Genomic DNA, 23,439 nt, shown 5'->3' with positions numbered 1-23,439 from the left:
CTGCCTTACCTATGCATACGAAGGATGGTATGGTTCCTACCGCTTCCCCACAAGAAGGCACACGCATGTCACTTAGTCACATCGTGCTACCCGTCGATATGCCTGCACCTGACGCTGGCGGCTGCCTGGCAACCCGCGAAATCCTGGATCGCATCGGCGACAAGTGGAGCCTCTACATTGTCGCTACGTTGGCCAATGGTCCGCGACGCTTCAATGAATTGAAACGTGGCATCGACGGCATTTCCCAGCGGATGCTGACACTGACCTTGCGCAGACTGGAACGCGACGGACTGATAACGCGAACGATGTATCCAACGATTCCTCCGCGTGTCGATTACGAACTCACTGACATGGGAAGAACGCTGTTGAAGCCTGTCATGGCGTTGGTCAACTGGGCGAGCGAGAATCAAGTTGCCATTGCCGAGGCGCATAAACGTTTTGACGAGGAGCTGGAGCCGGATCAGGTCCTGATTCAAGGCGTCGTCTACCAGCGTCGATAAACGAGCCTGGGCTGTAGGCTTGTGCAAACACAGCGACGAATCCAACTGACGGCTTGCGCTGGGACCTGTCCCATTGCCGATCTCTCTTGGGTGCGCAGGCGCTGCATTTTCCGATCTATCCGACCAGGAGTCGGCCATGGCCGATCAAGAAAGTCGCATGGCATGACTTGGATGTCCGTTCCCTGAGCCAAACGGGACGCCTCGACGTCACGCCGTCGACGCAGACCGATGACGCTTCATGGCCGATTGGGTGAGGTCGCCAACGGCCGCTTAGTGGCACTCCAGTTTGCAAAATCTGGATTGGGCTGACTGACCGGTTTGGAGCAAGTTGTCTGACCGGAGTCGGTCGATATCGGAAGTTCGCCAAGGGCGGCGAGGCGCGGCCGTGTCGCCTCAGCGCCAGTCTTTTGGCACCGGGCCGGGTCAGCCGTGGTGCGACACTTTTATCATCGCAAAGGTGTCACTTTTATTGCGGACCACGGGTCCGTCGCGTTCTCTTTCCGTCCAGCGCAACTCCTACCCGTGCAGTTGACCGAAAGGACGACACACGCCAGCGAATGGGGAGGCTATCCGCGGCGCGGCAGAACAATTCTTGCTCTTCACCGCTTCGGTCTTTCGCCATCCGGGGCCCTCCGATGCAAATAGGCGCCGGCGATCCATACCTCCGGCGTCATCGATGAACACTACCGACGTATTGACGGCAGGATCGAGCTTTCATGCCGACTTCTATGAATATGATGGGTCGCTGATCCGCCGCGTCGCGGATTCCGTGGAAGAAGGACTGAACGCCGCCGGCAGTCCGATCCTGATTGCAACGGAGCCGCATTTGCCGCTCTACGGGCGCACTCGGGCGTTCGTAGCGTGACATCTTTTTGCAATCCTTCCCGAAATTTTCTTCACGATGGACGTCGTCTCTTAAGCATCCCTTAAGCTGAGAGGCTATACCTTACGCAATAATTTGTACTATTCAGTTAACTGTTACGTCACCGAATCCCTTTCCCCGCCGTAGTTTCATCCCCGAAGATTCACGGCTTGTGCTGGCGCAAACCGGCACTTTTTAACGCGCTTTCGCGTCCTAATTTCGACGCGAACTACGTCTCTCAGGTTCTGTTTTGGCTCGCTCCACGCAGAACTTTTGGCCGCATATCAGCGGCCATTTTTTTCTTTGAAGAGATCGCGAGCGCGCCACGCCGACGAGGTCGACAAAGCCTCGCCGTTGAGCTTGGCTTGACTGACGCCGTCGGGACGCGAAGAGCATAAGATGGCACCACTCGGAGTTTCCGCACTACAGTGATGCGTGTGCGTGCCGATAACATGATGAGGTAATCACGGCTTCATCCGGCATGCGTCCTCTTCCACGGAAAATATACCGACACGTAGGGATTTTAATTGCGACGGTGCTCGCGACGGTCTTTGCATTATCCTGCGCCTGGGAATTCAAGCTCGAGGTTAGGATGATGCATGCGCTTGGCATCGACTACGAGCAATCTTTTGAGTCCGCCGAGCGGTGGCGCTTCATCCTGACGTCAACGGCATTCGCCGCCATCGCGCTGATCATCCCCTCAATCTGGCTGGGTAGGTCATTGCGCATCCAGAAAGACGGATATCTGGCTTTACGACGCGAGCAGGCGTTAAGCAATGAGCTCGCAAGACACGATCCACTTACGGGGCTGCTTAATCGGCGCGTATTCCATGAGCAACTAGCTGCCGCGCTAGAGAGGACGCCTTGCACTGCTGCCATTTTTCTTATCGACCTTGACAGGTTCAAAAGCATTAACGACAGCCATGGCCATGCGGTTGGCGACAAGGTGCTATGTGAGGTTGCGCAGCGCCTCAGCGATATCGGGCTTCAATCGAAGACTTGTGTGGCCCGAATTGGCGGGGACGAATTCGCGTTACTCGTCGACGACGATAACAAGCGGAGTCTCTCTGCGTTAGCAAAGCGTATCCTGACCAGCCTTTTTACCCCACTAGAATCGCTGACAAACAAGATCGTGGTAGGTGCGACCATCGGGATAAGTATCGCGCCTATCGATGCCGTGCACCCCGACACGCTCATGCATTGTGCTGACCATGCGATGTACCGGGGAAAGAGAGCCGGACGCGCTACGTTTCACTTCTATGATCCGAGTTACGAGGACGCCGAGAAGCCTGATAGCGAGTTTGAAAGCGATCTCATACTTGCGCTGAAACTAGGCCGGATAGAACCGTTTTTTCAGCCAGTCGTCAACCTGCCTGGCCGAATAGTCGTTGGGTTCGAGATCCTGGCCCGTTGGCGTTGTCCTCATCGTGGCCTCCAGATGCCGACGGAATTTGTTCCCGTCCTCGATCGCCTCGGCCTCATCCCGGAAATGACGTTTCTGTTGTTAAAACGGTCAATCGTCTGCGCGGCGCAATGGCCTGATGAGCTGGTACTTGCAATCAACGTCACGGCGTCGATGCTCGAAGATGCGGGTTTCGCAGACCGGCTGTATGACGAAATTATCGAGTTTGGATTTGCGCCGGCCAGGCTGGAAATTGAAATTACGGAACACGCGCTTGTATCCAAGCTCTCGGTGGTCCGGGACAACCTTTTGAAGCTGCGGTCATGGGGCATAAGTGTTGCGCTCGACGATTTCGGGACCGGCTATTCCGGGATCTATCACCTGACTCACCTTGCGATCGACAAGATCAAGGTCGACCGCTCGTTCCTCGACTGGAAGATAGCCGGACACGAAAAAATTGTGTCTGCAGTCCTGGGACTTGCGAGTAGCCTGCAAATCAAGACAACCGCTGAAGGTGTCGAGGACGAAGACGTGTTTCGGTGGCTTTGCACCCAGCCCTGCGATTTCGCGCAGGGGTATCTGTTCGGTAAACCGATGCCACCGAACGACGTCTCGGCTCTGTTCCAGAACTGCGGCGATGTCCCGGATCCGCAGCGCGAAAAAAGTGCGAATGTCAAGCTGCAGGCATAGCATCCCGGTCTTACGAACCGTGGCGAAACGCGCGTAGCAATACCGGCAATGCTATCGTCCACACGTCCGAAACGCGACGCAAGTCATCTCTCTCAGGTTCTGCTCAGGCTTGCTCGATGCAGAACTTTTGGCCGCCATTCGCGGCCTTTTTTTTTGAGCGAGACGAGCAGTAACAAACTGCTGGTCGCGAAGAAGACCGCACGCATGCCGAAGTGAGCGCCGGCAAAGCTGCCGACGAATGGACCAACTACCTGCCCGGCGAACTGAAATGACAGCGAATACCGAGCAAGCGTCGTCCTTCATACAGCCGTATTGATACCGAGTATGAGAAACTTCATAGGACCTCGCTCCGCGTCGATGCCTTCGAGCCGTTTCCAATCCGGCCGCACTACATCGCTTCTTCGGGCAGGCATGCGCAATGCGACCAGCCTTGTCACGCCTCTGACTTACCTACGGAAGTCGCAGGAGACTCCATGCACACAGTGCCTGACATTCGCCGCTCCAGCGGCGCGAGCATGCAGCCCAAGCGCCGGCTTGGCAATTGGATGCCGCAACAGGAAGAAGCTGCCGTGGCATTCCGGCGCAGGCTCGCGCAAGCGGCGCGCGAGCGCGGCCGAAGCGAGCCGATGACGGGCGTCGTGCGCGAGCTTCAGGCGCTGGTTGAGGGCGATAGCGTGCTGCGCATGAATCTCTCGCGAGCAATCGACGAAGCGCTTGCCGCGGGCTTCGAAACCGCTTACGCCAATTTCGACGAATTGATTTGCATCGTCGATTATCTGATGGGCTACGCACCGCCGTTTAACGCCACCGTGCCAGTCGCCACGCCACTCAATCTGGTGCTCGACTGGCCAATGTGCATGCCGTCGGGCTACGCGGTGTTTCGCGACCCCGCCTTCAATGCACAACTGCGCAAGCTCCTCACACATTGGTGCGGCTTTTTGAGCGGTCCGCATTCGCGCACCCATCTCACGACCGCCGAACCCGACGGATGGTTCAGCGAGCGCGCGCAGCACAAAATGCAGCTCTCCGATTATCTCTGCGATCGCACGCAACAGCATTGGGGATTTGCATCGTGGAACGACTTTTTCACGCGGCGTTTGCGCGATGACGCAAGGCCCGTCCATGAGCCGTCCAATCCCGCCGTGATCGTCAACGCCTGCGAAGCTTCGCCTTATGACGTGAGCGAGGACTGCCAGCTGCACGATCGCTTCTGGATCAAGGCGCAGCCGTATTCGCTACGCGAAATTCTCGCGGGGACGGATCGAAACGTGGTCGAGCGGTTCGTCGGCGGCAGCGTTTATCAGGGCTACCTTAGCGCCTTCAACTACCACCGTTGGCATGCCCCGGTCGCGGGGACAATTCGCGAAGCGTACAACGTAGATGGCACTTATTATTCGGAACTCGAACGCGAAGGAACCGATGCACGCGGACTGAACGATTCGCAGGGCTACACCACCGCCACCGCGGCACGCGCGATCATCGTGATCGAAGCCGACGAGCCCGCGCTTGGCAACATCGCTTGCGCGTTCGTCGGTATGGCCGAAGTATCGTCGTGCCGCATCGCCGTCACACCAGGACAGCATGTGGTTAAGGGAAGCGAACTTGGCTTTTTTCAATATGGTGGTAGCACCTACTGCCTGATCTTTGAACCAGAAGTGATCCGGTCGTTCGAGCCCGGTCCGCCCTTTCGGGATGACTCACCACCACTGAAAGTGAACTCCCTTCTCGCGCATGCGAGGCCGTAGGCAATTTTGCAGGGACGTGACCGCATAGTCAGCCAACGCCACAGGCTCCTCGGACGCACGAGATCATCGGTGACATTGAACACGCAGCGCGGGACACCAAAAAGCCCTGAGCGCTTGTAGTTGGTGAGGTCAACCTAACGCATCCCTCACGGCGCATCCTTCAAAGCCAGCGCTTCCCGCAGATAGCGCGCGGTCCGACTTCGCTGCTGACGTGCAACCATTTCTGGCACGCCCGCGGCCACAATCCGTCCTCCGTCCTCGCCCGCGCCCGGTCCCACGTCGATCAACCAGTCGCATCCGGCGGCCACGCGCATGTCGTGCTCGACAAGGATGACCGTGTTGCCCGCATCGACAAGGCCGTTCAACTGCTTCATCAGTCGATCGGTATCGGCCGGATGAAGACCCGTAGTCGGTTCATCGAGGATATAGAGCGTATCACCGCGCTGCGCGCGCTGTAGCTCGGTGGCGAGCTTGATGCGCTGTGCCTCGCCACCCGAAAGCTCCGTAGCGGGCTGCCCAAGTCGCAGATAGCCAAGGCCGATCGCACGCAGTACGTCGAGCGATCGCATGATCTGCGCCTCGCCCGCAAAAAATTCGCACGCACGATCCACCGTCATCGCAAGCACATCAGCGATCGTGCGTTCGCGCCAGCGGATTTTGAGCGTCTGCGGATTGTAGCGACTGCCGTGACAGGTCGAACAGGCAGCGTAGACACTCGGCAGGAAGAGCAGTTCGACCATCACGAAGCCTTCACCCTCGCAGGTCGGGCAGCGGCCCTGAGCAACATTGAACGAAAATCGTCCGGCACTGTAACGACACTTGCGCGCCGCAGGCGTCTGCGCAAACAGCTTGCGGACATGGTCGAACATTCCGCTGTATGTGGCGAGATTCGATCGCGGCGTACGGCCGATCGGTCTCTGATCGACACGCACCAGCCGACGAATGCGCTCCATGCCGTCGACAATTCGCCCTTCAGGGGTGGCGTTCCCGGTGGCGAGCAACGGATCGGCCTCTTCTTCCTCATCGGGTGCATCGGCGTCGCGACCCAGATACCCGGCGACGAGGTCCGGCAGTGCCTGGCTCACGAGGCTCGATTTTCCGGAACCCGAAATGCCGGTCACGACGCTCAGGCAGCCGAGCGGAAAAGCTGCGTCCAATTGATGAAGATTGTTGCGCGTGACGCCCTGTAGCCGCAACCAGCAGCGCGGTTCGCGGCGCTGCAACGCGGTACCCGTTTGCCGGGCATCGTCGTCCGAAGACAGATACCGACGCGTATGTGAACTGGTCACCTGTGACAGTCCGTCCGGCGGTCCACTGTAGACCACTTCGCCCCCTGCTTCGCCCGCGTTCGGCCCGACATCGACAAGCCAGTCGGCTTGCCGCATCACGCCGAGATCGTGTTCGACGACGAACAGCGAATTACCTGCGGCCTTGAGGCGCTGCAGCGCTTCGAGCAACGCATCGCCATCGGCCGGATGCAGCCCTGCCGATGGCTCGTCGAGCACATAAACGACACCGAACAGTTGGGACGAGAGTTGTGTCGCTAGCCTCAGTCGCTGCAACTCGCCCGAAGAGAGTGTCGGCGTGGCTCGGTCGAGCGAGAGATATCCCAGACCCAGATCGATCAGCGTCTTGATTCGATCGAGCAATTCGATCGCGAGCCGTTGCGCGGCCACGCGCTTTTCTTCCGAAAGATTGGGCGTGCGCCGCATGTCCGGCGCGGATCCATGCCTGGCTCCTCCAGCAGCGACGCGGCGCTTCATTGCTGCGCGGCGCGCCTCGCGGTCGAGCGCTGCCCCGACCTTTTTCGCCTGTTCGAACGGCCAGTCGCCGCGCGACACGGGTTCGAGCAACGACGCGAGCCGCGCGAGCGGCAGTTGGGACAGTTCGCCAATGTCGAGACCCGCAAAAGTCACCGAAAGCGCCTCCGGCTTCAGGCGTTTTCCGTTACACGTGGGGCATACGCTGCTGATCATGTACTTGGACACGCGCTTCTTCATCAAGGCGCTCTGCGTACTCGCGAAAGTATGCAGCACGTAGCGACGCGCGCCGGAGAACGTCCCTTGATAGCTGGGCTCCGTCTTGCGCTTGAGCGCGGCGCGCGTCTCTTTCGGCGTGAATCCCGCATAGACCGGCACGGTCGGTTGTTCGTCGGTGAACAGGATCCAGTCGCGATCCTGCCTGGGCAGATCGCGCCACGGCGTGTCGACGTCATAACCCAGCGTAACGAGGATGTCGCGCAGATTCTGCCCGTGCCACGCGGGCGGCCACGCGGCAATCGCGCGCTCGCGGATCGTCAGCGAGTCATCGGGGACCATCGAGCGCTCGGTTGCGTCGTACACGCGGCCCAGTCCGTGACAGGTCGTGCACGCGCCTTGCACTGTATTGGGCGAAAAATCCTCGGCGTACAGCATCGGCTGTTTCGGCGGATAGCTGCCCACGCGCGAATACATCATGCGGACGACGCTCGACAGCGTCGTCACGCTGCCCACCGAAGAACGCGCGTTCGGCGCGCCGCGTTGCTGCTGCAATGCGACGGCGGGCGGCAGACCTTCGATGGCGTCCACATCGGGCGCGCCGACCTGCTCGATCAGGCGCCGCGCGTAGGGCGCGACGGATTCGAAATAGCGCCGTTGCGCTTCCGCGTACAACGTGCCGAACGCAAGCGACGACTTGCCGGAACCGGATACGCCGGTGAACACCACGAGCGCATTGCGCGGGACATCGAGATCGACGCTCTTGAGGTTATGTTCGCGCGCGCCGCGGACCCGGACGAAGCCACTCCACTCGGGGGGCGTCTCGGGCGCAGGGCGCGATTCAGTGACAGAGGAAGCCTGCGATTTCGTCATGGCAAGTATAGAGCGCGACGCCTGAAGCTTCGGTTGAGGGAAAATACGCTCCCTTTGGCAATTCGGTTCGGTCCGCCCCGTGCACATTCGCGCCGCAATTTGCTGCTGGCTCTCCGGCGCCGCACAACGTCGAGAGCGAGAACGCGCCGTTACCTGAACGGCGCGCAGCCAGAAACCAGCATCGGCATACCCTTTATAGCGCGATCGAAGGTTCGCTGTCGTCCTCGCTGTTATCTTGCCGATCGCTCAACTGGCTCGCCCACGCCGCTAGCGTCGTGCCGAAACCACCGTTGACCCGGGCGTCGAATCGTCCGCTCGTGGTCACGCGGGGCGCAGCGCTCCACGCGACATTCGCCCCCGTGGCGATCAACAGATCCACCAATGCGACATCTTCACCGCACGCCAGCGCGGGAAAACCACCCGCGCGGACATAGGCGTGCGCGCTGACCCCAAGATTCGCGCCATGTACATGCCGATGGCCATCAGCATCGCGGTAGTGCCGAGACCAGTGCGTGGCCAATGCGGGAGAATGCATACTCCAGTCGTCCACGTTGACGCACCCGCATACCGCATCGGCTCCCTCCGCGCACAGCGCGAGTTGTGCAACCAGCCATTCCGGCGCAACGCGACTGTCCGCGTCAGTAAACGCCAGCCAGCGCGCACCGCGCGCGATCATCGCCTGGGCGCCGGCAGAGCGCGCCGCGCCGACATTACGCGCCTCGACGATCAGCGCGTCGCAGCCGGATTGCATAACATGCCGCGCGGAACCGTCCGTGCAGGCATCGAGCACCACGACCGTCTCTACGGGTTCGCCACCCAGCAACGGATGCGCCATCGCGCAGCGTACGGCGTCGAGACACGCCGACAGATAGCGCTCTTCATTGTGCGCGGGAATGATCAGGCCAATCATTCGAACTCCATGATATCGGGCTTGGCTCGACATTCGGACGCCAGAGAGAGGAGCCGGAGCAAACTAAGCGAAACGAGCGGCACGCGCTCGTCGCCGAGCGATCACCGGATGCTGCATAGGCGCATTTTGGATGCCTGAAGACCACCACGTTCGCGCGCCACCGAGTGCCGCGATCAGTTCGTCTTCGCGCCTAATTTTTTCGCCAGCGTCTGCGACATCCGATAGTGCTCTTCGATCGTCGGCAGCGCCTTTTGCGCGGCGCTCTTGCGCTTGTCGTTCTGGCCTTCGGGCGTCCGCTCGGCGAAGCAGGCTATCGGGATCGGGCTGTCGAAGGTGCGCCGCGCGGGCGTGGATCTCCCGCCATCGTTGAGAGTGTCGAAAAGCGGCGCCAGCGAGGGGACGCGCAAGCGGGCCACCCTAGACCGCGCCGCCAGTAGGGGCGAGCAAGCGCCCGTCAGCGCCGAGTCGAAAGTGAAGCGCTCGCGCACGACGCGCGGAAGAAAGAGGGCAAGGCGCGAGCGTCGCCCGCTGCTGTGTTCAGGCAGACGAAAAGCGCGGCGGACCGTCCGGCCGTGAATCGCTCGGCAGCGGCGAAGAAGGCTGCGGAAACGAAGGGTGCGGCCAGGCGATCCGCTGGCGCGAAGAAGGCGGCAGTCTCGCGCTGCGCACGCTGTGTCGCACCGCTAGCCCTCCACCGTGCACGGGGCAAGTACGTTACGCGGCAAGGACGCGTTGAACCGTGCGAGAGTTTCTACGACGACCGGCCTGCGCCCGCGCTGCGGCCATTGACCACACCTTTCCGCTAGTCGCGAGCGTCTCCCCGTCGAGCGCAGCGGGTCACTTCTTGCCCGGCAGCACCGAAGCCATCACCTGCCGCGCCGTATTGGCGATGATGCCGCGCTCGCCGGGGTCGCCCTGCATCAGGGCCGTCGCGAAATGGCGCGCCTGATCGAGCGTCACATGCGGCGGCAGCGGGGGCACCTCGGGATCGGTCTTCACCTCGATCACAACCGGACGCGGCGCAGCCAGCGCCTGTTCCCAGGCGTCGCCGATCTGTTCGGCGTCGTCCACGTAAATGCCGGTCAGGCCGATCAATTCCGCGAATCGGTGATACGGCACGTTCGGAATATCCTGCGAGGCCTCGAATTTCGGATCGCCCATCATCACGCGCTGCTCCCAGGTGACCTGATTCAGATCCTCGTTGTTGAAGACCGCGCAGATCCAGCACGGGCTGGCCCAGTTGCGCCAGTACTTCGCGACCGTGATCAGTTCGGCCATATTGTTCATCTGCATCGCACCGTCGCCGACCAGCGCGATCACCGGCCGCCCCGGATGCGCGAATTTCGCGGCGATGGCATACGGCACCGCCGCGCCCATCGACGCCAGCCCGCCCGACAGCGAACACATCATGCCGCGGCGAATTTTCAGATCGCGCGCATACCAGTTCGCGCCCGAGCCGGAGTCGCTCGTGACGATCGCACCATCGGGCAGCCGCGGCGACAGTTCCGTCACCACACGCTGCGGATTTACCTTGCCGCCCGTCGGCGCCTGCGCACGCTCGTCGAGCACGCGTTGCCAGCGCTCGTTCGCCTGCACGATGCGGTTGCGCCAGCTCTCCTGGCTCTTCTGTTCGAGCAGCGGCAGCAACGCGCGCAGCGTGGCCGCGCTGTCACCGACGAGGCTGACTTCCATCGGATAGCGCAGGCTCAACATGCCCGCGTCGATGTCGATCTGCACGGCGCGCGCATCGCCCTCCTTCGGCAAAAATTCGGCGTACGGAAAGCCCGATCCCACCATCAGCAAGGTATCGCACGACGACATCATCTCGTCGGTCGGTTTCGTGCCGAGCAGTCCGATCGAGCCGGTCACCCAAGGCAGGTCGTCAGGCACGACGGCCTTGCCCAGCAGCGCCTTGGCTACCCCCGCATGCAGACGTTCGGCCACGGCGATCACTTCGTCAGTGGCCTGCAGCGCGCCTGCGCCCACCAGCATCGCCACGCGATGCCCGGCGTTGAGCACATCTGCCGCGCGCTGTAGATCCTCCTGACGCGGCAGGACTTCGGGCGCGGCGTATCCGACCCCGGAGTGCGCGGTGCCATGCTTGCGCGGCGGCGCTTCGTATTCGAGTTCCTGGAGATCGTTCGGCAGCACGATGGCGGTTACCGTGCGGCGAGACAACGCGATGCGCACGGCGCGGTCAACCACATGGCGCACCTGCGCAGCCACGCTCGGCTGCTGCACATAGGCGCCGGCCACGTCCTTGAACATTGACACGAGATCGAGTTCCTGCTGGTAGTGCGAGCCCAGCGCCGAGCGCGCCTGCTGTCCCGCGATCGCCAGCACCGGCATGTGATCGAGGCGCGCATCGTAGAGACCCGTGAGCAGATGCGCGGCGCCCGGCCCCGATGTCGCGATGCAGACCCCAAGCCCGCCGCTGAATTTTGCATGGGCGCTCGCCATGAATGCGGCCATTTCCTCGTGACGCGCCTGCACGAAATCCATCTTGCCTTTGGCACGCTGCAAGGCGCCGAACATGCCGTTGATACCGTCGCCAGGATAGCCGAACAGTCGCTGTACACCCCACTGGTGCAGACGTTCGACGATGAAATCGCTTACGGTTGCGCTGGCCATTGGACGCTCTCCTCTTGCGTTGCTCGCGGGATCGATGCGTCCATCTGCGCAAGACGCAAACCTGCCTGACTGACCGTCGGGGGCATGAATCCTTCGACGTTGACGCGATCGCCTGCTGCGCCGCGGCGCGCATCTGCGAGAGGGCTGGGCGGGCAGCCTATGGTTTGTGAAGACGAAGGCGAGACCGCATGACGGAACGCGAGTTGCGCAGAGTAAGCGTCAATTCGCTTTCCGTCATTCCACGCCTTTCACCTGAAGGAGCCAACCATGCCACCGACCCTGAACCAGTACACGATGCAGGATCCGACGAAGCAGTATCCCGCGCCGGATTTCGAACGCCAGCCACAACCCGCTCCGGGGCTCGCTCAGGAGATGACGCCACGGCCCGATCATGGCGAGGCTAGCTATCAGGGATTCGGACGCCTGAGGGGACGGCGCGCGCTGATTACCGGCGCGGACAGCGGCATCGGCCGCGCGGTAGCGATCGCTTTCGCGCGCGAAGGCGCCGACGTGGCCCTCAACTATCTGCCCAGCGAGGAACGCGATGCGCAGGAGGTGATAGCGCTCACTCAATCGGCCGGCGCGAATACGATCGCCCTGCCTGGCGACATCGGCGACGAAGGCTTCTGCCAGCACCTCGTGCGAGACAGCATCGCGCAACTCGGCGGTGTGGACGTCCTCGTGAATGTGGCCGGTAAGCAGCACTATGTCGAACGGATCGCCGATCTCGAAACCGAGCAATTCGAGGCGACGTTCCGCATCAATGTCTTCGCAATGTTCTGGCTGTGCAAAGCAGCCCTCCCGCACATGCCGCCAGGCGCGACGATCATCAATACCTCGTCGATACAGAGTTACCAGCCGAGTCCGGGTCTGCTCGATTACGCGTCGACGAAGGCTGCAATCACCGCGTTCACACATGCGCTCGCGAAACAGGTCGCGTCGCGCGGCATTCGCGTGAATGCAGTCGCGCCGGGGCCGGTCTGGACGCCGCTCCAACCGAGCGGCGGGCAGCCGCAGGAAAAGGTGGAGCAGTTCGGCGCGGAAACGCCCATGAAGCGGCCCGGCCAACCTGCGGAACTTGCGCCGGTCTATGTGTTGCTGGCTTCGCAGGAATCGAGCTTCGTCACGGGCGAAATCTATGGCGTGACGGGCGGGCATCATCTTCCATAGACGACACAAGCGCCGTCCATGGCGGCCCCGCGTCGCCAGTGACGCTCGCACCGACGCCGCCGAATCGCCCGTTACGGACAAAGCCGAACTGGCTGCCACAGGCGGCATTACGACTCCAGTTCATCAAACAGTTCGTGGGCGAACCGTTACTGGTGGCGTACACGCGAGGAGCCGCCCCGTCGCTCCCAGACACACCTGCATCAGCTTGGTTTTGTGCCGACTCGACACGCTCGAGCGGAGCGGCCACGCGTGCGCGCAATTGAAGTCCGTCACGGCGCAATCCAGGTCGGCTCCCACGCGCCTCCCACTCGAATGTAACGCGCCCGTTCATGACGCTCATTCGACGAATGCTTCAACCATTCGAGACTGTCCAGGCGCACTTTCACAACGCAGAAATTGGCAAACCCATCGGCCTCGTCACCGATGTGGTCGGCACCAAACGCATCGTCGGGATCATAGATCCGCGTGCCGGGCGCAATCGTGGTTCGATACACTATCAGGCTGTGATCAGGACTCGATATCCAGGCGAGCCGACGCGCCGCATCGTCGAGCACAATTCCCGCCGTACCGGCTAAGCGGATCTGCAGACTGTGCCGGGCATCCACGCCGACGAGCGCGATGCGCGGCTCTTTGACCAGTTCGGCGAGCTTTGGCGACCGCCGATCCGTATGGAACGAGATCAGGCCCTCCGGTTCGCTCACATCGCGAAGTAACACCGTGCGCACGCTCGGCGCGCCGTCGATACCGACGGTCGCCGCCTGCATCGTCACGAAGGAGGGTGCTTCCTGCGGTGCATCAGCCGCCGCGCGGCGCAGACAATCCCATATTCGGGCATAGATCTCGTCAAGCGTCATGAATTTCTCCGCGCCGATGGGCTGCCTCAACCTGCGCTTCGTTGCGGCTACTTCTGGTCGTTACCGACGGATGAGGCGCCGCGCCGCGCTTCGGCGGTATCTGCTTCGGCCCTGTGCCAGTATTCGTCGGTATGGCCGTCAGGCGCGCCCGCTTGCTCCCACAACTGGTACGCGCGATGACGAACTCGATTGTGGCGATCGTCGCGCTCCGCCGGATTTTCTCCGACACGAGTCGCGCCGCCGATAGCAGGCGGATCACTGGCGGGGAAAGTTGCCTCGACCGCGCTATCGATGCGGCTTTCGGACACGCGAGTCGCGTTTTGCTGCTTTGGACCGCCTGCCATTTTTTTCTCCATTGTCTCAAACACAGTGGGAACCAAACCACGTAACTGATCGTCGACCGACCAAGCCGCGCTGCCGGGCATCATCGAATCCCAGTCAATGTGATCGCGCATCGAACGTGCCTGGCGGAACAATCAGGAAGGCCGACACCGTTGAGGCTTTCCGCGGCCTTAGCGACAGGAGGCTTGCAGCCACTGTTCTATCGGTTAACGAATTTTTCCGCCGGCCGCTTAGCATGGCCCAGCGTTAGGTTAGGGCCTGAATGCACGTCGCGGCACGGCATGTGCTAATCAGGCCGGGCGACTATGTCAACAGCGGTTCTCGCCCCGCTATCCGCCGGAACCCTCGTTCCGAGATCCGAACGCCCACCCGGGTGCGCTGCGGTCGGTCGACCCCAGCGCCGTTCGGTCAGATCCAGCCGATGTCCATCTCTTTCCAGCAGAGGTGTATGGATCGGCTTTGTCCGAAGGAGTTCACCATGTTCGCTCACAACAAGCGTCTTCAGTACACCGTGCGCGTCGCAACGCCTAATCCGGGCCTGGCAAACCTGCTACTCGAGCAATTTGGCGGTCCGCAGGGGGAACTTGCCGCCGCATGCCGCTATTTCACCCAGGCTGTCGCCGAAGACGATCCCGGCCGCAAGGACCTGCTGTTCGACATCGCCACGGAGGAACTCAGTCATCTTGAAGTCATCGGCTCTATCGTCGCGATGCTGAACAAGGGCGCCAAAGGGCAACTCGCAGAGGCGGTGGAAGAAGAGGCCGAGTTGTACCGGTCGCTGACTGGGGGCGGCAACGATTCCCACACTACGGCACTCTTATACGGTGGCGGACCGGCGCTGACCAATTCGGCCGGCATCCCATGGAGTGCGGCCTACATTGATACCATCGGCGAGCCAACCGCCGACCTGCGCTCAAACATAGCTGCCGAAGCGCGCGCAAAGATCGTTTACGAGCGCCTCATTAATGTGACCGACGATGCCGGTATCCGCGAAGCACTGGGTTTTCTGATGACCCGGGAGATTGCCCACCAGAAGTCGTTTGAGAAGGCGCTGCATGCGATCCAGCCGAATTTTCCCCAGGGCAAGCTACCCGGCGTGGGAAAATTTGCAAATGTGTACTACGACTTTTCAAAAGGCGACGGCCAGCGGGGCCCGTGGAACGAAGGCCCTGAGTGGGAATTCGTCGAGTCGCCACAACCTGCCGTGGATGGCGGTGACGGCACTGCACAGGTCAAGGTTAGTGCAGAGGACGTCGAAACGCTGAAAGCCATGGCGGCCAGAACTGCCTCACGCACGGATCTCGATCCGGTTACGGGCGCCGATCTTGGTTCCGGTGAAACATCGGCAAAGTAAGCGGTTGTAGGCCACCCGCTTCGCCGTAGCGTTCTGCAAAACGCTTGAGGAAAGATGCCCCCGACCTACCGTTGCAACGAGTACATTTACGCCCGCCCCAGTGCGGGCTCTTTTCGTTGCATGTTGCGCAGTGATCTCGATCAGAAGACATTTTGCTACCCATTGTTCCTTTGAGCGCGCTTTGGTATCGGCGCAATCTCAACGCCGGAGATGGGATCCGGTCAGTCTGGCAAATATGCGGCGCCAGCGACCGTCCTGTTGCGCAACAGGGGCTCGTGGGGAGTGGCACGTGCATTGCGCACCGTGTACGTGATTTCATGGACGTTGGCGAGACCTTTTCGCGCCATGGAGCGCATCATGAACCCATTCGATTTCGATCAGTGCATGGAGGAAATCCAGCTCTCGCTGGCACAGGTTTTCGATTCGCAGAAGCGGGTGACCGTCAGTCTCATCAATGAAGGCGACGTCATCGTGCTGCGTCTGAGCCGGGCGACCGAATCCGGACGCAGCACGCTCGACGCGCGTTGCCCCGCCACGCAGCGACGCACGATACAGACGCGCATTGGCACGCTGGTGCGCGGGCGCGTCGATCTGATGCGAGAGTCAACCGCGTTCAGCGCGGCTAGCTCGATCGAATTCGTGCTCGACGACGCCCTGTTCGATACGTTCGATAGCGTCGGCGATCTCGACTATCGCCCGGCACTTAGAGCGCACGCCGCGCCGTTCCATCATGAACGCGATGCCGCTCACCGTCTCCTGGCTTGATTTTGCGGGTCGCCTCGCGCTCGCGATGGTGGCGGGCACCCTCATCGGCCTGAATCGGGGTGAATCGGGCAATGCAGCCGGATTGCGCACGACGTTGCTTGTCTGCATGGCCGCCTGTCTGGCGATGGTGCAGGTCAATCTGCTTCTTCTCCAGCAAGGAAAACCTCACGATTCGTTTGTGGTCCTCGACCTGATGCGGCTGCCGCTGGGTATTCTGTCCGGCGTGGGTTTTATCGGCGCGGGCTCGATACTGCGCAAGGACGGCCTCGTGCAAGGCGTCACCACCGCAGCAACGATGTGGTACGTCACGGTGATCGGCCTGTGCGCGGGCGGCGGTCAATATCTGCTCGCGATTGCCGGCATCGTGCTCGGCCTCGTGGTGCTACAGGCCCTTCAGTTACTGGAACACCGCTTGCCGCGTGGCCGACGCGCTCATGTCGCGCTCGGTCACGACGCCGGCGAAGACGCGCGCCACCTGCTGGACGAAGCCCTGCGAGATTGCACGAATCGCCATTGCCGCGTGCGCACGCTCGGCGTGTCGCATCGGCTCGCGGAAAGCATTCCGCATGGGCAGCTCGAAGCCTCGTTCGAAGTGCGCTGGCAGGCGCCTCCAGGCGACGACAGCGTCGAACGCGCGCTCTCCGCGCTCGTCGTGCGTCTGCACGACGAGGCGTCATGGTCGATCGAAAAATGAACTGGATACCCCGGTCGTTCGAGACGGTCGGGCAAAAGACCGTCGTCGAGGCACGCGGTGTCCTCGCACCCCGCCCCGCATCCACCGTGGCGACGCGGCGCGCCACTGGTTCGTCCAATTCCGGATTCGGCATCACAGCGCAACCGCGCCTGAACGCAGCCGTGTCGTCCAGCGGAACATCGGGTGAAACACTCAACAGGCTGCCCGCAAAAATCTGACGAAGATGGCCTGTCACGCTGACCGGCGACCCCGCTGCACAGGCGGGTGCGTCCGGGCGATCTGGGAAACCAAGCGGCAGACGGGCGTGGCCGGGTAGCGTCTGATGCAGGCTGAGATAACGTTGCACGGGCACAGAACCGCTGGAGTCGCGGCGCATGGCGTTGCGCTGAATGACGCGCCACAGCGCCGCAATTCCGTATACGCCCAGGGTACGGCAGAGCGCGTGGAAGATGTCGGCGGGACTTTTCGCCATCAAACAGGAATTCGGTCGCATCAAGATCCCCTTTGTTCTTGCGCTCTACCTCGCTCGGGAGGGTCGGGCCGTCGACAACTGCGGCGGCGAGACTGCCCGCGCGGGAGGCGACAGGAAAATGTGCGCGTGTTTCGTCATAGCCGATATGCACACCCAGGCGTCCGGGCCACTCCACGGCCAGCGCGCTCAACTGCTGTTCGGTAGCGGCGTCGCCCTGCCCCAACACGGCGGACTGCACGCGCGGCCAGCGCGGCGGCCGGCAAGTTTTTGCGTGGGCTACCGATCGCCACGAATGGAGAGAACGGGGACATACAGGCCGTATCTCTGCTGCAGCGCATTCTCGGAGGCATTATTTCCCGCGAGATTGTCCGCGCGAAGATGCAGAGACAGCCGTCTCGACGGTCTGTTGTCGCTTGACGGCGCGTTTGCTCACGCGCCCCCTTTTTGACCGGCCTTGTGTCGACCCGATTGCACCACTGAAGACTGGGCCCAGTTCTCTCCGACTGAACGCCCGTCGGTTTGAACGACAATCGGCGATGACTTCTGCATTCGTGAGCAGATATGCTCGTCCGGAGCTTGCACGCGTAGTATTCGAGTTTAGCGGTCAACTGACAGCCCGCGCGTGACCGACAGGAGTGTGAGATGGACCTGGCAGACTTCATAGACTCCAACATTCAGATTTTGGTCGACGACTGGGCAGAATATGCAGTTTCGATTAGCCCAGAGGAAAGTCAACTTTCCGAGGAACAATTGCGTAATTCGGCCTCCGACATCCTGACAGCCATCGCGGCAGACATGCGAGAACCGCAGAACGCGGCGGAGCAGCAAAGCAAGTCGCGCGGCAAAATTGAAGCGCCGCGCTCCTGCTTCAATTACGTCGCCCGACTACACGCAGAAGACCGCCTTTCACATGCGTTCGGTATTAACGATGTTGTCGCCGAATTCCGTGCCCTGCGCGCCACAGTGTTACGGCGCTGGCAGAAAGCCGGACCTGAGGGCGCCATGGCGTTTCAGCAGATGATTCGCTTCAACGAGGCCATCGACCAGGTGCTTGCGGAGTCCGTACGACACTATGCGCAGCGCACCGAACGTATCCGGGATCTTTTTGCTGGCGTGCTTGCGCACGATCTCCGGTCCCCGCTCGGCGCCATATTGAATTTCGGCGAGATACTTTTTCGCGATGAAGGCCTGTCTCCCACCAGTACGAAAGCCCTCGCACACATACAGCGTGGCGCCATGCGCATGAGACAGATGCTCGAGGACCTGCTCATTTTTACGCGAACCCGCCTGGGTGACACGCTCCCAATAAGTCTTACGCCTCAGAATATGGGGCGCATCTGTCGCGATGCGGTGGATGAAGTGCGCGCATCCCATCTCGACGCATTGATTGACCTGCGTTTTGAGGGTGATCTCCGAGGTCGGTGGGACGGCGGCCGAATTGGACAGTTGATAGTAACCTGTTGGCAAACGCAGTTCGCTATGGTTCGGGGCAGATTGTCATTGAGGCTCGCGCTCACGACGGACAGGTGACGGTGATCGTCGCCAACGAAGGTGACCCTGACCCAGAATTAGTCCCGGTCGGAAGTGGAGATTGCCGGCTTGGTTGAGTTGTCAGGCGAGGCGGTTTCCCTTGCCTGACGGGCGAATTCTGCAGGCGTCATCCATAGCAACGCGGAGTGGGGGCGAACCTCGTTATAGTATGTGCGCCAGTCGTCGATTTTGCTTCGCGCGTCGGCCAATGACAAGAACCAATGCGCGTTCAAACATTCCTGCCGGAAGCGCCCGTTGAAGCTTTCGACCTTGGCGTTGTCAGTTGGGGTGCCCGGTCGGCTGAAATCCAGCTCAACGCCATTCTCATACGCCCAGCGATCCATTACCTTCGAGATGAACTCGCTGCCATTGTCGACCTTGATCGTGCTCGGGTGGCCGCGCATGGCGGTGATACGCGTCAACGCTTCGACCACGTGTTCACCCCTCAGACTTTGGCCGACCTCGATGGCCAGGCATTCCCGTGTGTAGTTGTCGACCACGGTCAGGGTCCGAAGACGTCGTCCATCGAACAGTGCGTCGGCAACGAAATCCATACTCCAGATTTCATTGATCGTAGTCACGATGTGCCTGGGCTGCCGCAGTCGTGCCGACTTGTTGCGCCGCGGCCGCTTATGCCGCAGCGACAGGCCTTCGGCGCGATACAGCCTGTAGACGCGCTTGCAGTTATCTCGCCAGCCTTCCCGTCGCAGGACCACGTGAACGCGTCGATATCCGTAGTGCACGCGCGTGGCGGTGATCTCCCAGATACGCATGAGCAGTGCCGACGAATCGCGCGCGACTGACTGATACCGATACAGCGAACGAGACATGCCGAATAACGCACACGTCTTCGTCAGACTCGTTCGATAGCGATCACGCAACTCATCGATCAACATGCGGCGACGGGCAGGCTTCGGAGCTTTTTTGCGAGTACGTCCTGCAGCATGGCCTTGTCCAGGCTCAGGTCGGCCACGAGTCGCTTCAGCTTTGCGTTTTCCTCTTCGAGCTGGCGCAACCGGCGCAACTCGGAAGGTCCCAACCCTCCGAACTTCTTCTTCCAATTGTAGAAAGTCGCCTCGCTAATTCCGAGCTTGCGGCAGATCTCGTCGACCTTCGTACCCAGCTCGGCTTGCTTCAGTGCAAATGCGATCTGCTCTTCCGTAAACTTGCTCGTCTTCATGGCATGGCCTTCGTGTCCGCTCGGACACATCATGCCGAATTTCCCTACTTTTGAACCGGACTATTTCTTGGGTCAGGGTCACGTACGGGCGAACCCGCTTCACCGCCACGGCAGAGCGCGCCACGCCGAGAACTTCACAGACCGTTTTCATCGGTCGTCCCCCGGCAGCAAGGTCGAGCGCGCAATCAGGTAATGGGATGGTCCGCTCCTCTCACCGGAGCATAATCGACGCTGACGCCGATCCTATCGCTTGGAGGTGTGTCATGAGTCAACGTAACACGAGTTCAGTCGCCCGCTTGGGCATCGATATTGGCAAATCAGCGTTTCATGTCGTCGGTCTCGACGAAAAGGGAGCGCCCGTATTCAAGGGCCGCTTCAACCGCGAGCGGTTGCTGGAATTCCTCGCTCGTGCTTCTCCGGCAACGATTGGTATGGAGGCTTGTCCTGGGAGCAACTGGCTTGCGCGTAAGGCAATCGGCTTTGGGCATCAGGTTCGTATCGTCCCTGCGCAATTCGTCAAACCGTTCGTCAAGTCCAACAAGACCGATATCGTCGACGCAGAAGCGATAGCCGAAGCGATTTCTCGCCCGACTATGCGCTTTACACAACCAAAGACAGAAGCTCAACTCGATCTGCAAGCACTGCATCGAGTTCGCCAGCGCCTGGTGTCCAGCAAGACGGCCGTCATCAATCAGTCTCGCGCTTTCCTGCTTGAGTATGGCCTGACTATCGGCGTGGGACCTGCGTATTTTGTTCGAGATATGCCAAACATACTGTCGGACGAGACCAATGGCTTGACGACTGCCATGCGTGGACTTCTACAGGAATTATGGCAAGAGTATCGGTCGATCGAAGCGCGCCTGCTGCAAATGCGGCGCCAGATCGAAGCTATCGCTTCGGCCGACGATGTTGCAACGCGGCTTACCTCCATCCCCGGCATAGCTCATCTGACAGCAACCGCTATTACAGCTTTCTCTGGCACCGGGACCCAATTCAAATCCGGTCGCAATTTTGCTTCGTGGCTTGGGCTTGTTCCTCGTGAATTTTCTACAGGAGGAAAACAGAATCTGCTCGGAATTACGAAACGAGGTAACCCTTACCTTCGCAAGCTGTTGGTTCACGGTGCACGTGCATGTGTGCTGCATCTCGATCGGACCAAAGATCATCTAGGAATCTGGATCTCAGCAATGGAGGCAAAGGGGATACACCGTAACAAGGTCATTGTTGCGCTAGCGAACAAACTGGCACGTATCGCGTGGACCATTCTCACTCGAAAAGGAACGTTCTACCTACGGCAGCCAAGGGCCTTGTAGAAAGCCACACTCTCTTCAAAGTTTGCAGACGAGTAATTGATGACGAAACAGAGCAACGGCGTTTGGTAAGCCCGGTTCAAAAAAGCGGCCTTCGCGGCCGGTCCAGGTTATTGGGAACCGAACGCGCATATTCCATCATGGCCTTGCTGCCAAAAGCGGCTGACTCGCGAGAGGCCGGATACATTTACGCAAACTGTCTCGCCTAAAAAAGCCCGCTTGCAAAACCGGAGCGGACCATACATTTTTTGAGCGGCCCCATTCAACGGCTTCCTTCAGGATTTCGACCTCCAGCGTTTTCTTCCCAAGTAGCCGTTGCAGTACCTTGATTTCCTTGATGGCAGCGGCCAGCTCCGATGCGGGCACGACAGATTCTCCCGCCTTGAGCGCCGCCAGACTCCCTTCCTGGTATTGCTTGCGCCAGGCGAACACCTGGTTGGCGTTGACGCCGTGCCGACGCGCCACGGCTGACACCGATGCTCCCGGCTCAAGCGTTTCGTGCACGATGCCGATTTTTTCCTGCGCTGTGCGCCGACGACGGCGCTCCGGTTCGGTCAGAATTTCGATGCTTTCCACGTAATGACTAGGCTTACTGATAGGCACAAGACTATCCCTTATTTTAAGAGTGTCCTTGTGTCCTCAGATACGTGGGGCCGCTCCAGTCGGACAGTTGCCAGATGGCTAACATGTCCTCGCCACACCACATGGCGTCGAAGGGCAAAATGCGTTTGGCATTAAATCGAAAGCGTCGCTTGCATCTGTCATATTATCGCCAACAATGCATCTTTTCAGGTTACCGACTCCATGCTCCCGGTACCCGACGATATGTCCCCCCGCAACGGGGTTAAGACAGAACAAGGTGAGAGCCATGAGGGACTACATCGGTTCTGAGCAGGATCGACGCGGCAGTGTGATTAGGATACAGCTCGGTGAAAGCGTCCAGGCGTGGCGCTACCGCGTCATGCGCAGCCGTCCGATGATCAAGTGGTCGACCTCATGTCTCGGCTCATTGAATTTCTCAATTACACAGAGCCGCCGTGGTCGTTGCTATGCCTATTTCAAATGGGGAGATGAGCTGATTTTCTTTTGCACGGGCGCAGAACCACTGGTTGACGGCGAAGCGGTCGGATACAAGGCGGCCGACGACTGCCTAAATTCCTCGGGAAATACTGAGTCGCCATCGTGCAAATCTGTCCGTATGCCTCGTTCGTCAGCGAGTGATCTTCCGATCTGTTGACCGTTGTGCGAACGCAGTTGGCCCACTTGGGATTCGCAAACGTCCCAAGCGTTAAGCCGCCACGTTTCGACGCCGGCGGCTTTTTTTTAGCTTCGGCCGACCCGTCGCCGACCGGATCGCAAACGTGCCGCAATCAACGGATCAGAAACTTTTCTCGCTTTTTGACGTTAGCGATCCAGGCGGGAGCCCGTCCCCGTCCTGACCAGGTTGATCCACTAACAGGGTCCCGGTATTTCGGCGGCAACGATTGGTGTGGACGCCTGTTTGCCTCTCCTCTGCCCGGCGACTCCTCGAAGACCTCGTGTACAGTCAACCCATATTCCGCGACCTTCGCACGAACGTCCGCAAGTACCTCCGCGATCTCCGAAGCCCTTGCGACTGCGGCTTCTTCCTCAAGATCTGCAATTTGAGCCTTGAGTTCCCGGTAAGTTGCCACCCCATCCTCCTGACAAGAAGTTCCTTCGCATCGCACCGCGACCGAAGGTGCTCACGATATGTCTGACTCGAACAGCCGCCCGTGCATTACGCGGCGCGATGTTGCCGTAAGATACGCTACCGCCTGCATCGTCACCTGCTCCATCCTGCACGGCAGATTTGCTTACGGAGGGAAGCATCGCCAGCGTTCTATGGAACACGTCATGGCATTGTCAAGTTGGCGGCTGTGGGCAACTGTGCGTCACGCGCGTAGTTATCCTTAACAGATAACGGTCTCGCTTGCGGCGGAAAGAGTCCAAGCGCGCCATGTGCCGAGGCGTTCTTGAAGTATGGCACGATGACGTGCAGCGTTCATCTGATGCCTTGGAAGCGCGAAGTGCTGACGGATCGGGCCGAAGCATGAAAGAAAAGCCTGCGTGCGACGCGCATCGCGAAAGCCACACATCTGGCGTTCGCGCCTACGGGTTGGCTGGTGGCTGTTCTCGGCGCGGTTATTTACCCGTGCGG

Annotated in this window: 19 protein-coding genes and 3 pseudogenes; 13 read left to right on the top strand and 9 right to left on the bottom strand. The window is 60.4% G+C overall.

Annotated elements, in window-relative coordinates:
• The first annotated feature begins 65 nt into the window (after positions 1-65).
• The 4 genes from BMY06_RS36720 to BMY06_RS36705 all read left to right on the top strand — a co-directional run bounded on the left by BMY06_RS36720 (position 66) and on the right by BMY06_RS36705 (position 5,199).
• The gene (locus BMY06_RS36720) at positions 66-500 is read left to right on the top strand and encodes a winged helix-turn-helix transcriptional regulator (RefSeq protein ID WP_074987733.1); all 435 of its coding nucleotides are present in this window, start codon (positions 66-68) and stop codon (positions 498-500) included.
• Positions 501-1,176: 676 nt separating this feature from the next.
• A complete protein-coding gene (locus tag BMY06_RS39320) occupies positions 1,177-1,365 on the top strand; it encodes a hypothetical protein (RefSeq protein WP_080180867.1) in 189 nt (62 codons plus the stop codon).
• Between the two features lie 589 nt (positions 1,366-1,954).
• Positions 1,955-3,454 (top strand): putative bifunctional diguanylate cyclase/phosphodiesterase, encoded by a 1,500-nt coding sequence (locus tag BMY06_RS36715; protein WP_161495607.1) that lies wholly within the window; start codon positions 1,955-1,957, stop codon positions 3,452-3,454.
• Between the two features lie 473 nt (positions 3,455-3,927).
• On the top strand, positions 3,928-5,199 hold the full coding sequence (locus tag BMY06_RS36705; RefSeq protein ID WP_074987731.1) for a phosphatidylserine decarboxylase family protein: 1,272 nt from the start codon (positions 3,928-3,930) through the stop codon (positions 5,197-5,199).
• Positions 5,200-5,345: 146 nt separating this feature from the next.
• Here BMY06_RS36705 and BMY06_RS36700 read toward each other — a convergent pair whose 3' ends face one another.
• Both BMY06_RS36700 and BMY06_RS36695 read right to left on the bottom strand, forming a co-directional pair.
• Complete coding sequence (locus BMY06_RS36700; protein ID WP_074987730.1) at positions 5,346-8,048, bottom strand: excinuclease ABC subunit UvrA; 2,703 nt, start codon at positions 8,046-8,048, stop codon at positions 5,346-5,348.
• 193 nt (positions 8,049-8,241) lie between these two features.
• Positions 8,242-8,958 carry a glycosyltransferase family 2 protein gene (locus BMY06_RS36695; protein WP_074987729.1) on the bottom strand — a complete coding sequence of 239 codons (717 nt, stop codon included), beginning with the start codon at positions 8,956-8,958 and terminating at the stop codon, positions 8,242-8,244.
• 288 nt (positions 8,959-9,246) lie between these two features.
• Between BMY06_RS36695 and BMY06_RS40395 the strand changes: the two are divergent.
• Positions 9,247-9,629 (top strand): annotated as a pseudogene (locus BMY06_RS40395) (DNA-binding protein); the annotation flags it as partial.
• 166 nt (positions 9,630-9,795) lie between these two features.
• On the opposite strand, the gene BMY06_RS36685 reads toward BMY06_RS40395, so the two are convergent.
• Positions 9,796-11,589, bottom strand: coding sequence for a thiamine pyrophosphate-requiring protein (locus BMY06_RS36685; protein WP_074987727.1), 1,794 nt, complete (start codon positions 11,587-11,589; stop codon positions 9,796-9,798).
• Positions 11,590-11,856: 267 nt separating this feature from the next.
• On the opposite strand from BMY06_RS36685, the gene BMY06_RS36680 reads away from it, so the two are divergent.
• Positions 11,857-12,759, top strand: a complete 903-nt coding sequence (locus tag BMY06_RS36680) for an SDR family oxidoreductase (protein ID WP_074987726.1) — start codon at positions 11,857-11,859, stop codon at positions 12,757-12,759.
• A 269-nt stretch (positions 12,760-13,028) separates the two neighbouring features.
• Here BMY06_RS36680 and BMY06_RS36675 read toward each other — a convergent pair whose 3' ends face one another.
• Positions 13,029-13,613, bottom strand: coding sequence for a pyridoxamine 5'-phosphate oxidase family protein (locus BMY06_RS36675; RefSeq protein WP_074987740.1), 585 nt, complete (start codon positions 13,611-13,613; stop codon positions 13,029-13,031).
• Positions 13,614-13,660: 47 nt separating this feature from the next.
• Complete coding sequence (locus BMY06_RS36670) at positions 13,661-14,068, bottom strand: DUF2934 domain-containing protein (protein WP_074987725.1); 408 nt, start codon at positions 14,066-14,068, stop codon at positions 13,661-13,663.
• Positions 14,069-14,433: 365 nt separating this feature from the next.
• On the opposite strand from BMY06_RS36670, the gene BMY06_RS36665 reads away from it, so the two are divergent.
• The 5 genes from BMY06_RS36665 to BMY06_RS36645 all read left to right on the top strand — a co-directional run bounded on the left by BMY06_RS36665 (position 14,434) and on the right by BMY06_RS36645 (position 18,770).
• The gene (locus tag BMY06_RS36665) at positions 14,434-15,309 is read left to right on the top strand and encodes a manganese catalase family protein (RefSeq protein ID WP_074987724.1); all 876 of its coding nucleotides are present in this window, start codon (positions 14,434-14,436) and stop codon (positions 15,307-15,309) included.
• Between the two features lie 210 nt (positions 15,310-15,519).
• Positions 15,520-16,074 carry a hypothetical protein gene (locus BMY06_RS36660; RefSeq protein WP_143064458.1) on the top strand — a complete coding sequence of 185 codons (555 nt, stop codon included), beginning with the start codon at positions 15,520-15,522 and terminating at the stop codon, positions 16,072-16,074.
• Positions 16,040-16,768, top strand: a complete 729-nt coding sequence (locus BMY06_RS36655; protein ID WP_074987722.1) for an MgtC/SapB family protein — start codon at positions 16,040-16,042, stop codon at positions 16,766-16,768. Before BMY06_RS36660 ends, BMY06_RS36655 begins: the two co-directional genes overlap by 35 nt.
• Entirely contained in the window at positions 16,750-16,986 is a 237-nt protein-coding gene (locus BMY06_RS39310) for a hypothetical protein (protein ID WP_124263221.1), read from the top strand. The genes BMY06_RS36655 and BMY06_RS39310 overlap by 19 nt, the downstream gene beginning before the upstream one ends.
• A gap of 896 nt (positions 16,987-17,882) precedes the next feature.
• On the top strand, positions 17,883-18,770 hold the full coding sequence (locus BMY06_RS36645) for a histidine kinase dimerization/phospho-acceptor domain-containing protein (protein WP_074987720.1): 888 nt from the start codon (positions 17,883-17,885) through the stop codon (positions 18,768-18,770).
• 38 nt (positions 18,771-18,808) lie between these two features.
• Here the strand turns inward: BMY06_RS36645 and BMY06_RS36640 are convergent.
• Positions 18,809-19,950, bottom strand: a protein-coding gene (locus tag BMY06_RS36640) for an IS3 family transposase (protein ID WP_390971854.1) whose coding sequence is annotated in 2 segments (ribosomal slippage) — positions 18,809-19,698 and positions 19,698-19,950 — 1,143 coding nt in all. Because the reading frame shifts where the segments join, the coding sequence is not laid out codon by codon here.
• Between the two features lie 263 nt (positions 19,951-20,213).
• Between BMY06_RS36640 and BMY06_RS36630 the strand changes: the two genes are divergently transcribed.
• A complete protein-coding gene (locus tag BMY06_RS36630) occupies positions 20,214-21,263 on the top strand; it encodes an IS110 family RNA-guided transposase (RefSeq protein WP_074987739.1) in 1,050 nt (349 codons plus the stop codon).
• 210 nt (positions 21,264-21,473) lie between these two features.
• Here the strand turns inward: BMY06_RS36630 and BMY06_RS36625 are convergent.
• Positions 21,474-21,827, bottom strand: a pseudogene (locus BMY06_RS36625) (transposase); the annotation flags it as partial.
• Between the two features lie 301 nt (positions 21,828-22,128).
• Here BMY06_RS36625 and BMY06_RS39305 point away from each other — a divergent pair.
• Entirely contained in the window at positions 22,129-22,497 is a 369-nt protein-coding gene (locus BMY06_RS39305) for a hypothetical protein (RefSeq protein WP_124263223.1), read from the top strand.
• 133 nt (positions 22,498-22,630) lie between these two features.
• On the opposite strand, the gene BMY06_RS36620 is transcribed toward BMY06_RS39305, so the two are convergent.
• Both BMY06_RS36620 and BMY06_RS36615 read right to left on the bottom strand, forming a co-directional pair.
• Positions 22,631-22,933 carry an H-NS histone family protein gene (locus BMY06_RS36620; RefSeq protein ID WP_074987716.1) on the bottom strand — a complete coding sequence of 101 codons (303 nt, stop codon included), beginning with the start codon at positions 22,931-22,933 and terminating at the stop codon, positions 22,631-22,633.
• Between the two features lie 258 nt (positions 22,934-23,191).
• Positions 23,192-23,439, bottom strand: a pseudogene (locus BMY06_RS36615) (IS6 family transposase); the annotation flags it as partial.

It is taken from the genome of Paraburkholderia tropica (assembly GCF_900109265.1).
GTDB lineage: Bacteria > Pseudomonadota > Gammaproteobacteria > Burkholderiales > Burkholderiaceae > Paraburkholderia > Paraburkholderia tropica.
Note: the sequence above shows the minus strand (reverse complement) of the source record. Positions and strands in the feature narration are given on the sequence as shown.

Bases quoted from the DNA above. Each gene is read 5' to 3' on its own strand.
- BMY06_RS36720 (WP_074987733.1), top strand. From the start codon at position 66: ATGTCACTTAGTCACATCGTGCTACCCGTCGATATGCCTGCACCTGAC.
- BMY06_RS39320 (WP_080180867.1), top strand. From the start codon at position 1,177: ATGAACACTACCGACGTATTGACGGCAGGATCGAGCTTTCATGCCGAC.
- BMY06_RS36715 (WP_161495607.1), top strand. From the start codon at position 1,955: ATGATGCATGCGCTTGGCATCGACTACGAGCAATCTTTTGAGTCCGCC.
- BMY06_RS36705 (WP_074987731.1), top strand. From the start codon at position 3,928: ATGCACACAGTGCCTGACATTCGCCGCTCCAGCGGCGCGAGCATGCAG.
- BMY06_RS36700 (WP_074987730.1), bottom strand. From the start codon at position 8,048: ATGACGAAATCGCAGGCTTCCTCTGTCACTGAATCGCGCCCTGCGCCC.
- BMY06_RS36695 (WP_074987729.1), bottom strand. From the start codon at position 8,958: ATGATTGGCCTGATCATTCCCGCGCACAATGAAGAGCGCTATCTGTCG.
- BMY06_RS36685 (WP_074987727.1), bottom strand. From the start codon at position 11,589: ATGGCCAGCGCAACCGTAAGCGATTTCATCGTCGAACGTCTGCACCAG.
- BMY06_RS36680 (WP_074987726.1), top strand. From the start codon at position 11,857: ATGCCACCGACCCTGAACCAGTACACGATGCAGGATCCGACGAAGCAG.
- BMY06_RS36675 (WP_074987740.1), bottom strand. From the start codon at position 13,613: ATGACGCTTGACGAGATCTATGCCCGAATATGGGATTGTCTGCGCCGC.
- BMY06_RS36670 (WP_074987725.1), bottom strand. From the start codon at position 14,068: ATGCGCGATCACATTGACTGGGATTCGATGATGCCCGGCAGCGCGGCT.
- BMY06_RS36665 (WP_074987724.1), top strand. From the start codon at position 14,434: ATGTTCGCTCACAACAAGCGTCTTCAGTACACCGTGCGCGTCGCAACG.
- BMY06_RS36660 (WP_143064458.1), top strand. From the start codon at position 15,520: ATGGGATCCGGTCAGTCTGGCAAATATGCGGCGCCAGCGACCGTCCTG.
- BMY06_RS36655 (WP_074987722.1), top strand. From the start codon at position 16,040: ATGAACGCGATGCCGCTCACCGTCTCCTGGCTTGATTTTGCGGGTCGC.
- BMY06_RS39310 (WP_124263221.1), top strand. From the start codon at position 16,750: ATGGTCGATCGAAAAATGAACTGGATACCCCGGTCGTTCGAGACGGTC.
- BMY06_RS36645 (WP_074987720.1), top strand. From the start codon at position 17,883: ATGGACCTGGCAGACTTCATAGACTCCAACATTCAGATTTTGGTCGAC.
- BMY06_RS36630 (WP_074987739.1), top strand. From the start codon at position 20,214: ATGAGTCAACGTAACACGAGTTCAGTCGCCCGCTTGGGCATCGATATT.
- BMY06_RS39305 (WP_124263223.1), top strand. From the start codon at position 22,129: ATGAGGGACTACATCGGTTCTGAGCAGGATCGACGCGGCAGTGTGATT.